General features: G+C 70.6%; 12 protein-coding genes and 1 pseudogene. 2 read left to right on the top strand and 11 right to left on the bottom strand.

Annotated features, from left to right (window positions below; all coding sequences use genetic code 11):
- Positions 1-85: 85 nt before the first annotated feature.
- The 6 genes and pseudogenes from ABZ490_RS03650 to ABZ490_RS03625 all read right to left on the bottom strand — a co-directional run bounded on the left by ABZ490_RS03650 (position 86) and on the right by ABZ490_RS03625 (position 5,530).
- Complete coding sequence (locus ABZ490_RS03650) at positions 86-679, bottom strand: hypothetical protein (protein WP_358983586.1); 594 nt, start codon at positions 677-679, stop codon at positions 86-88.
- 103 nt (positions 680-782) lie between these two features.
- Positions 783-1,769: an ATP-binding protein gene (locus tag ABZ490_RS03645; protein WP_358983584.1), complete on the bottom strand. Its 987-nt coding sequence runs from the start codon at positions 1,767-1,769 to the stop codon at positions 783-785.
- Between the two features lie 127 nt (positions 1,770-1,896).
- Positions 1,897-2,238: a hypothetical protein gene (locus ABZ490_RS03640; protein WP_358983583.1), complete on the bottom strand. Its 342-nt coding sequence runs from the start codon at positions 2,236-2,238 to the stop codon at positions 1,897-1,899.
- Between the two features lie 775 nt (positions 2,239-3,013).
- Positions 3,014-3,217 carry a hypothetical protein gene (locus ABZ490_RS03635; RefSeq protein ID WP_358983581.1) on the bottom strand — a complete coding sequence of 68 codons (204 nt, stop codon included), beginning with the start codon at positions 3,215-3,217 and terminating at the stop codon, positions 3,014-3,016.
- A gap of 106 nt (positions 3,218-3,323) precedes the next feature.
- Positions 3,324-4,088, bottom strand: a pseudogene (locus ABZ490_RS03630) (solute carrier family 23 protein); the annotation flags it as partial.
- Positions 4,089-4,138: 50 nt separating this feature from the next.
- Positions 4,139-5,530 (bottom strand): FAD-dependent oxidoreductase, encoded by a 1,392-nt coding sequence (locus ABZ490_RS03625; RefSeq protein ID WP_358983579.1) that lies wholly within the window; start codon positions 5,528-5,530, stop codon positions 4,139-4,141.
- A 210-nt stretch (positions 5,531-5,740) separates the two neighbouring features.
- Here ABZ490_RS03625 and ABZ490_RS03620 point away from each other — a divergent pair, with 210 nt between their 5' ends.
- Positions 5,741-6,226: a DUF6214 family protein gene (locus tag ABZ490_RS03620; RefSeq protein ID WP_358983577.1), complete on the top strand. Its 486-nt coding sequence runs from the start codon at positions 5,741-5,743 to the stop codon at positions 6,224-6,226.
- A 26-nt stretch (positions 6,227-6,252) separates the two neighbouring features.
- On the opposite strand, the gene ABZ490_RS03615 is transcribed toward ABZ490_RS03620, so the two are convergent.
- A complete protein-coding gene (locus ABZ490_RS03615; protein ID WP_358983575.1) occupies positions 6,253-6,891 on the bottom strand; it encodes a DUF305 domain-containing protein in 639 nt (212 codons plus the stop codon).
- Between the two features lie 200 nt (positions 6,892-7,091).
- Here ABZ490_RS03615 and ABZ490_RS03610 point away from each other — a divergent pair, with 200 nt between their 5' ends.
- The gene (locus tag ABZ490_RS03610) at positions 7,092-8,594 is read left to right on the top strand and encodes a hypothetical protein (protein WP_358983572.1); all 1,503 of its coding nucleotides are present in this window, start codon (positions 7,092-7,094) and stop codon (positions 8,592-8,594) included.
- On the opposite strand, the gene ABZ490_RS03605 is transcribed toward ABZ490_RS03610, so the two are convergent.
- From ABZ490_RS03605 to ABZ490_RS03590, 4 genes are all read right to left on the bottom strand, one after another.
- Positions 8,582-9,256: a helix-turn-helix domain-containing protein gene (locus ABZ490_RS03605; RefSeq protein WP_358983569.1), complete on the bottom strand. Its 675-nt coding sequence runs from the start codon at positions 9,254-9,256 to the stop codon at positions 8,582-8,584. The genes ABZ490_RS03610 and ABZ490_RS03605 overlap by 13 nt on opposite strands.
- A 982-nt stretch (positions 9,257-10,238) precedes the next feature.
- On the bottom strand, positions 10,239-10,952 hold the full coding sequence (locus tag ABZ490_RS03600) for an HAD-IA family hydrolase (RefSeq protein ID WP_358983567.1): 714 nt from the start codon (positions 10,950-10,952) through the stop codon (positions 10,239-10,241).
- Between the two features lie 10 nt (positions 10,953-10,962).
- Positions 10,963-11,478 (bottom strand): hypothetical protein, encoded by a 516-nt coding sequence (locus ABZ490_RS03595; protein WP_358983565.1) that lies wholly within the window; start codon positions 11,476-11,478, stop codon positions 10,963-10,965.
- On the bottom strand, positions 11,475-12,146 hold the full coding sequence (locus ABZ490_RS03590; RefSeq protein WP_358983563.1) for a phosphatase PAP2 family protein: 672 nt from the start codon (positions 12,144-12,146) through the stop codon (positions 11,475-11,477). Before ABZ490_RS03590 ends, ABZ490_RS03595 begins: the two co-directional genes overlap by 4 nt.
- Positions 12,147-12,188 lie beyond the last annotated feature (42 nt).

Here is a 12,188-nt window from a genome sequence, read left to right as displayed (position 1 = left end):
TCGCCGCCCTCGGCCTCGACATCACCGTCACCCCGCGAGAAGAGACCGCTTGACCTCTACCAACGCGCATCAACTCAGGCCATTTTCAAGAGAGCAGGGCGGTCAGCTGCTGCCCGGTCGCCGCGACATGCGCGACAAGGCGTTCACCTACTTGGATCGCCCGCCCGCTGATCCGCCACTGCCGCTCCTGGGCCACGGCCCGCAAAGTGATGAGAGGATCTGTCGGTGAGATCCGCGGGTCGAACCACAGCTCCCACCACCGCTCCTCATCCAGCGACGGGAACTCCTGCTGCTCCTGCCACAGATTCTCCAGCACCGCCCGGTGGATCTGCTCCATGTTGGCGACCAGCGCGGCCTGCTGGGGATGGCCCCCTTCTGTGTCCTCGGTGAAGGCGGCAATCCGCTCCGTGAACGAGGCAACCTTGTCGAAGGGCACCCATACCAACGCATCCTGCGGCTCGTCTTCCGTTTGCGGGTGGCTGCTCATCAGCGTCAGACCCGCCCCGTCGAGACGTTCGAGCAAAAGCGGGTGATCACGCGCAGCCTTGATCCGCACGGCGAAACCATCGGGCTGGAGGGCCGCGGCTGTCTCCTGGACGAGCTGCGCCGATTCCTGCTCAGCCGTTTCCAAGCCGGTCACCAGAGCGGTTGAGTGGCCGAGCCGGTCCTCACGGTTCACCAGTTCTGGTCCGCCTCCGCCCGAGGGCTCGGGCCGTGGGATCAGCGTTTCGGCCCGCCACGGGACCACCAGGTGGGGAGTCGACCTCCCGGGCACGGATCTGTCAGGCATGGTGGGATGCGTGCCGCTCGGTCAGCGCTTCCAGCAGCAGCTCTTCGTCGACCGCATCGCGCTCGGTCAGAATGGCTTGCTTGGCTGCTGCTTCCGCCGCTTTGACCAGCTCGGCGTGACTCAATCCAGATGCACTATCTGTCACGGTGCCCCACCGTACTGTGCTGGTGTCCATCCCAGCTAGCCGTCTGCGCATTACCTGAATGGCCTGGTCCGGAGTGGGAGGACCGTATGTGGCGATCATGTCGAAGCGGCGGAACAGTGCACGGTCCAGGAGCTGATGGTGGTTCGTGCCGGCCACGACCAAGCTTTCCGAGGGGGCTTCGTCCAGGAACAGCAGGAACGAATTCAAGATCCTTCGAGCCTCGCCGACATCGTTGCCCGCAGCCCGCTCGGCACCCAGCGCATCGAACTCATCGAACAGATAGACCGCTCTCGTCTGAGCCACGGCATCGAAGACCAAGCGGAGCTTCGCAGCCGTCTCGCCCATGAAACGGCTGATCAGACCATCCAGGCGGATGGTGAACAACGGCAGTTTCAGCTCTCCCGCCAACGCGGCGGCCGTCATACTCTTGCCCGTGCCAGGAGGTCCCGACAACAGGATGCGATGCACCGGAGTGAACCCGAACCGTTCCAGCCGGGCTCGCTGACGCTGTTCGTGAAGCACCCGGTCGAGCGATGCCCGCAGCCCTGCGTCCAGCGTCATGTCGTCCAGCTGGGTATCGGGATATCCGGCGGTCAGCAGATTCGACAGCTCACCGCGAGGTTGCACTACCGGCGTCGCAGACCGCTGGCCGCCGGCGGTGCCCTGTTTGCGCCGTACGGTCTCGACCAGTTCTCGCAGCTCTAGAGCGAACTTTCCCTGCCCCTGCCGGGCAGACTTCGCGGCAACCTGCAGAGCCACGCTGTAGAAGCGATCGTCATCGGCTTCGGCGTGCGCGCGCACCAGGGCTTTCAGGTGCTCGGCGTTCGCTGTCATACGCCTTTCACCCTTCCGATGCCCGCTTGGCAGTACTTAGATCTGCCCCGATCTCTGACTGGGAGCCTATGAGCACCCTGCCGGTGCATCGTACGGCTCTCCGCAGTGTGCTGCCGCCCGTACGGCATCACTTCGGGCCCTCTTGCGTGAGTTCTGGTGGGTAGCCCTGGGCTCGCAGAAAGACGTCGAGGGCGAGGGCGGTGATGTCACCGTGTTGGAGGCTGCTGTCTGCGTTGTAGCGGTGGATGCGGTGTTGCAGTTGCAGGTCCTCGGGAACGGCGTAGTTGAGCTGGCCGCGCGTTGTATGGCGGTAGTCGGGAACTTGGGGAAACGGGACCCAGGCCAAGGGCGGCTCCGCGTCGAGCAGGCCGCTCGGCGTAGCGGTATGTGCGGTGAAGGCGGCGATCGCCCCGTCGCGATGGGGCCGCATCGCTGGCGGCGGCCGGGAAGCAGTCGGTGACTGCGCCAAGGCGGAAGGCCCCTGAGGTGGCCATCACGCCCGCGAGGCGCCACGCAGCAGCACGTCCAGGCCCGTCAGGTCGCCGACGACGCAGCGTTTCAGTCGCTCGGCATCGGGCTCTCGGTGGCACCGATAGAAGGCTGGGTGGAGATCCGCCCAGCCTCCGGTGCCTCGACGGGCAAGCCACCCGGCCGGCCGGAGTTCTGCGCAGGGCCGGTCGGAGCGGGGCGTTCCACCGCACCGGCGACCTGCCAGGATTCAGCGCGACCAGGTAGCTCTTCGTCTCACCTCGTCTCACGCATTTCTCACAGACGAGAGCACACGGGAGCACACGGGAGTCCCTGACCTGGGCATTTGATGTCGGGCACTGACCACGGTGGACGAGGTAGACGCGCCGTATGCTCGGGTCAGCGAGCTGGAGCATGAACCGGCCCCGGCCAGTGCCGCTCTTGGTGTCCCAGGCGAGGTGCTGGACGGCCTCTCGGGCTTGCGTGAACGGCTGCGCCAGAGCGGCTCTGAAGCGATCTTCGTCGCTGACTTCAGTGGGGCGTGGAAAAACCCCAGGGTGACCGTATGGGTCGGTTCCTGGGGCCGGAAGCCGACCACGGCTCGGGAGTGCCTTCTTGAGGCGCTTGATCGGATCCGCCAATGCGGCACCCCGTTCATGACGAAGGCCGCCACGAGGGCGGCCAGGATGATCACCTTGTGTGTGATCGGCAGGTCCACGGCCTCCTCCGGGGAGGACGGATGCAGGGATAGGCCCTCTTGCAGAACGGGCAGACCATCAGCCCTCCTCCGTCGTCGTGCGGCGGGCGGCGTAGCCGGACTGGCTGCGCCCGGCCATGAGGCCGCGCTGGTAGGCGGCCTCATTGTGGACCAGGACGAGATCCATCCCGGCCTCGGTGAGGCTGGCGCCGCTGACCGCGGCTCGCTCGGTGACGGCCTCCAAGGTTCCGCGCAGATCGGCCGTCCAGGTGGCCTCGGACATGGTTTCTCCCATGACGAAGCCCTCCGCCGGGGGCAGGGGCCTTGAAGTTCGCGCTGGTCAGGCGGCAAGCGGATGATTTTTAGGGATCATGGTGTAACCGAACACACATGGTCACCAGCGCCACCACCAGCATCGACACGATCGCCGAGACCTCGAAGGAGGGCGCCCCGAAATGGAACGGCGTGCTGATCCCCAGCCAGTCGGCGTCCCGTACCCCGCCGAAGTCGGTGAAGCCGAACGGCACCGCGACCGCGAGCCCCACCACGATGCCGATCAGCACCGCGATCCGGCTCAGGAAGGCGGGTGCGAACCGCTGCACCCCCAGCACCACGGCGAGGACGAACGCGGCCAGCGCGAGGTTCTTCGGCTCCCCGAAATCCTGTGAACCGACGCCGCCCGCCGCCCAGTTGCCGGCCACCGGCAGCAGCGAGAGACCGATGATCAGGATCACCGTGCCGGTGACCAGGGGAGGGAAGAACCGCAGCAGCCGGCCGAACACCGGGGCCAGCAGGACGATCGCGAGCCCCGCGACGATCACCGAGCCGTAGATCGCGGGCAGTCCGCCGCCCGTCGTCCCGATCAGCACCATCGGCGACACGGCGGCGAACGTACAGCCCTGCATGATCGGCAGCCGTACGCCGAAGCGCCAGAACCCGACGCACTGGATCAGCGTGGCGATGCCGCACACCAGCAGATCGGCCGTGATCAGATACGCCAGATCGGCGGGCGACATCTTCATCGCCCCGCCCACGATCAGCGGCACGGCCACCGCGCCGGCGTACATCGCGAGCACATGCTGAAGTCCGAAGGCGGCCAACTGCCGTACGGGGGGCACCTCGTCGACGGGGTGAACGGGTGCGGTCGTGGCCATGGGCACTCCTGAGCGGGGCGACATCCGAACAGCACGGGACGGTACGGGGATTAAACAGATTGTTGATTTCCGAGGTGTTGCCGCTGCGTGTAATCGTCAGCGATCTCTGCCCGGCCCGCGGCCGTCCGCAACGCCGCCCAGTCCGGCAGTTTCACCACGCCCCGCCCCAGCGAGGCCCCCAGCTCCGCCTCGGCCCGCTCGATCGCCAGCCACCCCCGCCACCCGACCGGCTCGGCCCCCGCCGCCCGCAGCGACGGCAGCACATCCTCCGGCACCGGCTTCCGTACGAGCAGCGAGGCGTCCGCCAGCAGCGAGGTCACCGTCTCCTTCGCGCACGGCCGGTTGGTGCCGATGACCCCGGTCGGCCCCCGCTTGATCCAGCCCGCCACGTACTCGCCCGGCGCCGCCGCGCCCGCGCGCACCACCCGCCCGGCCGCATGCGGCACCGTGCCCCGCGCGCCGTCGAACGGCAGCCCTTCCAGCGGCACCCCGCGATAGCCCACCGACCGCAGCACCAACTGCGCCTCGACCACCTCGTGGCGGCCGGTGCCCGTCACCCCGCCCCGGCCGTCGGGCACGGTCCGCTCGAACCGCACCCCGCCCACCCGGCCCCCGACGGCCAGCAGTTCGACCGGCCGCAGGAAGAAGCGGAGCCGGATCCGCCGCCGTGCCTCCCGTGGGGGCAGGGCCGTCCAGCCGCGCAGCACCTCCACATTGCGGCGCTGTGCCGCGGGCAGCCCGGACGGGTCGCCGTACGCCGGGTCGAGCGCCAGCTCCGCCGAGTCCACCAGTACGTCCGTGTCCGGCAGTGCGCCGAGTTCCCTCAGCTCCTTGGTGGTGAAGCGGGCCTGGGAGGGGCCGCGCCGGCCCACCGTGTGGATGTCCGTGACCCCGCTCGCGGCCAACGCGGTCAGCGCGGCCTCGGGCATGTCGGTGGGGCTCAGCTCGGCCGCGCCGCGCGCCAGGATCCGGGTGACGTCCACCGCGACGTTCCCCACACCCACCACGACCGCGGAGCGGACACCCCGCAGAAAGCCCTCGCCCGCCGCGTCCGGATGCGCGCTGTACCAGGAGACGAACTCCGTCGCCGACCAGCTGCCCGGCAGCTCCTCGCCCGGGATGCCCAGCCGGCGGTCGGCCGCCGCGCCCACGCAGTACACCACCGCGTGGTACAGCTCGCGCAGCCGGGATACCGGTACCCCGCCCGCGCCGACCTCGACCCCGCCGAGGAACCGCACCCGCTCGTGCTCCAGCACCGTGCGCAGGTTCCGCTGGAGCGACTTGATCTTCTCGTGGTCGGGCGCCACGCCGTACCGCACCAGGCCGTACGGGCAGGGCAGCCGGTCCAGCACGTCGACCCGCACCTCGGGATCCTGCTGGACGAGGCTCTGGGCGGTGTAGACCCCGCTCGGCCCGGAACCGACCACGGCGACACGCAGCACGGCGTGACCCCTTACCCGCACGACACCCGTGCGACGGAGGAGAGCGCTGGTGCCTCCAGCATCGCACCGCGGATGCTCCGCTGACAGGGTGCCGTCACCGCGAGCCGCGCGCGTGTCCGTTCGTATGGAAAGTGATCATGCGGTTACGTTGCGTGTGTGCTAGAAGCATCTTTCCTTAATCTTTCTGATCGTTCCGCCGAGGACGGGACCGTGTCCGTGCGGCCGGCGTGGGAGCTGCGGGAGAACGGCGACCCCGCCGTGACCTGGTTCGACGTCCGGCTCGCCTTCGCCGACGGGGCCGGGGTGGACCTGCTGGCCGTGGTGTCCGGGGGCTGTGTGTCCTTCGAGGACGTCCATGCCCGGCCGCCCCTGTCCCTCGTCGACCTGACGGAGCTCGCGGACTGGATCGAGGGCCCGCTCCTCGACGGCTGCGCGGGAGGTACCGGGGCGGAGAGCGGGGAGGACGGGGAGGGCGCCGCATCGCCGGGCGGCGCCCGACGCGCCCGCCCGGCCTGGCCGCGCGGGAGCGAGGGGCGCCGGCTCGTCGCCCAGGAGTACCGTGCGGCCCAGTGGCAGGGCGTGGACCCCGTCCTCGCGGTGATGTCCGCGACGGGGCACAGCCGCCGCGGGTCCCTGCGCCTGATCGCCCAGGCGCGGGACGCGGGCTATCTGACACCACGTCACGCGAAACGCTGAGCGGGGACCGGGAGGTCCTCTCCCGGTCAGCCCATCTGCCGCATCCGGGTGATCTCGCTCGTCTGCTGCGCCACGACGTCGTCCGCCATCTCCTCGATCCGCAGGTTGTTGCCCTGCGCCTTGACCTCGGTGGCCATGGTGATCGCACCCTCGTGATGCGTGATCATCAGGCTGAGGAAGAGGGTGTCGAAGGCCTTCCCGTGCGCCGCGCGCAGCTTCTTCAGCTGGGCCTCGCTCGCCATGCCGGGCATGGCGGCGTGGTCGTGCGGACTGCCGGTCTCGGCCTTGTCGTACGACCCGAGCCAGGCCTTCATCGCCTCGATCTCCGGCCCCTGTGCGGCCGCGATCCGCAGCGCGAGGCGCTCGACATCGGCCGACTCGGCCCGCTCCGGGACGAGTTCGGTCATCTCCAGGGCCTGGGCGTGGTGCCGGATCATCATCCGGGCGTACGACACGTCCGCCGAGTTGGGGGAGTCGTCCTCGGCCCGCTGCTCGGCCGCCTCCTGGGCGGAGAGCGTCCGGTTGCCCTCGCCCGGCTTGCCCGGCGCGATCACCGCAGGGCCGCTCGCCGCGCTCGACGTGTCCTGCGTGCCGGAGTCGCAGCCCGCGAGGGCGAGCACGAGCAGCGCGGCCGCGGCGGCGAGGGATGCGCGGCGGTGGGGCACAACGACCTCCTGGGGCAGGCGGGTTGGGGACCTGGACCGTCCACCTCGGGCTCCGGCGGGACGCGTCCTTCGGATCTTCGCACTACTGACCGGAAAGATTCATGACGAGTACGTTGCCAGCCTTTGATATGTGCATGATGAAGACGATACTTCAGGGAACCGTGATCCGTTCCACAGGAACGGCAACGAGGGAGGACGCAGTGACCCTGTCGAACGATCCCCGAACGCGGCGCAGACGGCTGGGCGTCGCCGCCGCCTGTACCGGGCTCCTGGCCGCGCTGCTCACGGCGGTCCCGGCCGCCGCCACCCCCGACCCGGGGGACGCACCGGCCGCGGAGCGCGAGATCTCCCGAAGCGCCCAGGCCGGAGCCGCCGCCGCGATCGCGGACGGCGAGATACCCGGACAGGACGAGATCGTCCACTCCGACAACATCGAGCACCTCACCAACATCCCCAAGGGCGCGCTGTCCGGAACCAATTCGGACCTCGCCTTCCAGGGCAAGTACGCCTTCGCCGGCAACTACGACGGCTTCCGCATCTTCGACATCAGCAACCCGAAGTCCCCGAAGACCGTCTCCCAGGTGCTCTGCCCCGGCTCGCAGAACGACATCTCCGTCTCCGGGGACCTGCTCTTCCTCTCCACCGACTCCTCGCGCAGCGACAGCAGTTGCAACAGCACCACCCAGCCCGCGACCGAGAAGTCCTCCTGGGAGGGCATGAAGGTCTTCGACATCAGCGACAAGAAGAACCCCAAGTACGTCGCCGCCGTCGAGACCGCCTGCGGCTCGCACACCCACTCCCTGGTGCCCGAGCGCAAGAACGTGTACATCTACGTCTCCTCGTACTCGCCGAGCGCCACCTACCCCGACTGCCAGCCCCCGCACGACGGCATCTCCGTCATCAAGGTGCCGCGCAAGGCGCCCGAGACGGCGGCGGTCGTGAACTTCCCCGTCCTCTTCCCGGGCGAGGGCCCGGACGGCGGCGGCAACCCCGGCTCGCCCACCAACCCGGGCGTCTCCAAGACCACCGGCTGCCACGACATCACGGTGCTCCCGGAGAAGGACCTCGCGGCCGGCGCCTGCATGGGCGACGGCATCCTCTTCTCCATCAAGGACCCGGAGAACCCCAAGGTCATTGATCAGGTCCAGGACAACGTGAACTTCGCGTTCTGGCACTCGGCGACCTTCAACCAGAAGGCGAACAAGGTCGTCTTCACCGACGAGCTGGGCGGCGGCGGAGCGGCCACCTGCAACGCGGCGATCGGCCCGAACCGCGGCGCCGACGGCATCTACGACATCGTCGGCAAGGGCGACAAGCGCAAGCTCGTCTTCCGCAGCTACTACAAGATCCCGCGCCACCAGGCGGACACGGAGAACTGTGTCGCCCACAACGGCTCGCTGATCCCGGTCAAGGGCAAGGACATCATGGTCCAGGCCTGGTACCAGGGCGGCGTCTCCGTCTGGGACTTCACCGACTCCTCCGCCCCGAAGGAGATCGCCTGGTTCGAGCGCGGCCCGCTGAGCACGACGGCGCTGTCGGTGGGCGGCGCGTGGTCGGCGTACTACTACAACGGCTACATCTACTCCAACGACATCGCCAAGGGCTTCGACGTGCTGAAGCTCAGTGACCGGCGTACGGATCCGGCCAAGCGGATCCACCTGCGGGAGCTCAACGTCCAGACCCAGCCGGACTACTTCGACTGATCCCCCGCGGACGGCTCCGTCGCGAAGAAGCGCGACAGATCCGCCGCACACCTCCCGCCGGGCGCCTCGGCGCCCGGCGGGACCCCCGACTCCCAGTCCAGCCGGTAGCGTTCGAACAGCTCGGCACGCAACGTGGCCAGCGGCAAAGGCACGTTGGGCAGCACGAGCGCGTACACGGCGCCCATGAGCTGCGAACGCAGCATCGGATAGTCGTGGTCGACGTCCTGCGAGCCGTGCCGGAGGGACGTCTCCCGCAGCAGCTCGGCCAGCCGCTGCTGCTCAGGGCACTGCACGAACCCCTCGGCCTGGAGCAGGCCGGCCATGTGCTGGCGCATCAGCACCGTACGGTCCCGGGCCAGTCCGAGGATCGCGTCGATGGCCCGCGCCATCCGCTCCCGGCCGTCCTCGGTGCACGGCTCCCGCTCCAGGGCCTCCTCGAGCGTACGGTGCATCAGCCGGTGCACCGCCGACTGGACCAACTGCCGCTTGCCGGGGAAGTAGTAGGACACCAGACCGCGCGCCGAACCCGCCCGGTCCGCGATGTCGCCGAGCGTCGTCGCCTCGTACCCGCGCTCGCCCACCAGCTCCAGGGCCGCCTGCAACAGCCGCTCCCGCGAACGCCGCCGCAATTCTTCATTGACCGAGGCGCTGCGCGGGGACATCCTGTAACTCCTGCGTTGACTGGCTATCAGCCAACTATACTCAGGGCATCCCGGACGACTCCGCACGGAGCGGTTCCGGGCTGCGGCCCGCTCTGGGCGACGCGGGGGATCGTCCAGAGTGGGCGCGCCTCCGCCCCGATGGTGGCCTCGGGCTACCGACCTGTGGGGGTGCGGGGGGTCGGCCGCGGTTCTCCGGCCCTGCCGACGCGGGCCCGCGCGGCCGCCGACCCGGCCACGGCCTCCGGACCTCGGGCCCACGCCAACGGCACCCAGCCGGCCACCGTCACCCGGTCCGGCCACCGTCACGCGGTCCGGCCACCATCGCCTGACCTGGCTATCGCAGCTTGGGTCGGCTTCTGCTTTCCGGCCTGGCTTGCGCCTTCCGGCCCGGCTTGCGCCCGTCCGGCCTGACTTCCGTGTCCGGCCGGGCTGCCTGCCGCCTGGCCCGGCTCGCCGCCACCGGTCCGGGTTCCGCCACCCAACCGGCCACCGTCGCCCAACTGACCATTGTCGCCCGGTCCGGCCCGGCTTCCGCCACCCTGTCCGGCCACCGCCTCCGGCCGGGCTTCCCTCCTCGGTCCGGCCCCCCGCCACCCGACCTGGTTCCGCAGTCCGGCCCGGCTACTAGCCGCCTGGCTCGGCCACGCGCCCCTCTGTCCGGGCGCCCGCCAACGGCCTGGCTTCCGCTGTCTGGCCGGGCTGCCTGCCGCTTTGCCCGGCCCCCGCCACCGGCCCGGCTTCCGCCACCCGGTCCGGCCTCCGTCAACGGCTTGGCTTCCGTGTCCGGGCCGGCTGACTGGCGCTCGGCCCAGCTCGCCGCCATCGGTCCGGCTTCCGCCGCCCGGTTCGGCCGCCGCCGTCCGGCCTGGCTTCCGCCACCCGGCCCGGCTACTTGGCGCCTGGCTCGGCCACGCGCCGGTCGGCGTGGCTGGCCGCTGCTCGGCCCGGCTGGCCGCCGGCCGGGCCGGTTGGTGCCCAGCGGCTACCGCCCACCCGCTTTCCCGCCGTGGCCCACCAGGTCCAGGACCGGGCGTAGTCCGTCCGGGCGTTCGGCCGCCGGGAGATGGTCCACGAAGTGCACCGCGCAGCCCAGCGCCGCCGCCCCGCCGTCCGCCCGCCGGTCGTCCCCGACCATCAGGGCCGCGCGCGGATCGACCCCGAGCGCCTCGCAGGCCAGCGCGAACAGCCGGGGGTCCGGCTTCTGCACGCCGTGCTCGTACGACAGCACATACGCGTCGACGAACCGGTCCAGCCCGTGCGCACGGAACACCGGCCGCAGATCCCAGCCGATGTTGCTGACCACGCCCACCCCGATCCCCGACTCCCGCAGCCCGCTCAGCACATCGAGGGCGTCGGGGTACGGCGCCCAGGCCGCCGGGGTCATGTGCCGCTCGTACAGCGCGTCGTGCAGCTCCGGGTCCGGCAGCACCACCTGACGGGAGAGCCCGGTGTACGCCGCCCGGTGCGCCGCGGCGCTCTCGTCCCGCACCCGCCACACCCCGGCCACCTCCTCGGGCACCCGCCCCGGAGCCGCCCCGCCCGGCAGCGCCCCGGCCAGCTCCAGCGCCCGCGCCGTGGCCGTCACTTCTCCCTCCGGCAGTCCGGTCCCGGCCTCCTCCAGCACGGCACGAAACCAGGCCTCGGCGGACTCGATCCGGAAGAGGGTCCCGGAGAAGTCGAACAGAACGGCAGTCATGCGTCCGATCCTAGGAACCCGGACGATCTCGCGGGGTGACGTTCCACAAGAGGGGCAGCTCCTCGTCGCAGAACACACAGACGTACACCCCTTCCCGCACCACGTTGATCTCCCGGCACCGCTCGCACCTCCGGAACACCAGGGCGTACGTGAACCCGGCGGGCCGCGCGACCCCCGACCGGTCCAGGGCGGCCGCGACCGCCGGCCAGCAGTCGGGGTCGGGGCAGTAGCCGGTGGACTGGTTGCTGACCTCGTGGACCTCCCAGCCGCCGCGCCCGGTGCGCCGGAACGAGATCTCCCCCGCGCCGAGCACGGCACCACCGCCCGCACAGGCCACGTGCTCGCTGCGCCGAGGTGCCAGGCGCAGCCATCCGTCGAGTCCGACGACGTACGTGTACGGCTCCCCGTCCTCCGCCCCGAACGCGGTCAGGCCGGCGAGGTCGCGCACCACGTACCCCTCGGTGCCCGGTACGACGGCCCGCAGGATGTCCTCGGGCCCGGCGTAGGGGTACGGCGGCACGATCACGGGCGCCAGTGCCGGTGCGCCATGATGGCCAGCGTCACCAGCAGGGCGCCCAGCAGCCAGCCGCCGAGGACGTCCGAGGGCCAGTGGACGCCCAGCCAGATCCGGGTCAGGCCGACGCCGGCCACGGAGGCGACGGCCACCGTCACGGCCGTACGCCAGACCGGGCGGCTCACGCCGTGACGGTGCAGGAGCCACAGGAGGAGGCCCAGCACCACCGTGGCGGTCAGGGCGTGGCCGGAGGGATATGCCTGGTAGTGGGCGGAGTCGACGGGGTCGGGCCAGACCGGGCGGTCCCGGTCCACCGCCGCCTTCAGGCCCTGCTGGACCAGGGTCCCCACCGCCGACGTGACCACCAGCCAGCCCGCTGTCCACCACGCCGCGTGCCGCCACACCAGCCACACCGCCACTGAGGCCCCCAGCAGCCGCATCGTCACCGGATCCCACACCCAGTCCGAGAGGATGCGGCAGACATGCGTCAGGCCGGGCTCGGCCACGGCCCAGCGGTGGGTGGTGCGGGAGACGCCGCCGTCGACCGACATCAGCGGGTGCCACTCGGCCGCGACCAGGACGAGCAGGACGACCGAGCACAGACCGAGGACCGCGGCGAGGCGGGCGGCCGTGCGCCGGGCCGGTGGACGGGGCGGGGAGTCGACGGACCGGGTGTGCATGATGCGATCCTCGCCGACCCGTGGGGCCGGAGGCGAACCCGG

Source organism: Streptomyces sp. NPDC005811, assembly GCF_040630405.1.
Lineage (GTDB): Bacteria > Actinomycetota > Actinomycetes > Streptomycetales > Streptomycetaceae > Streptomyces.
This window is presented reverse-complemented; position numbering and strand designations above follow the sequence as displayed.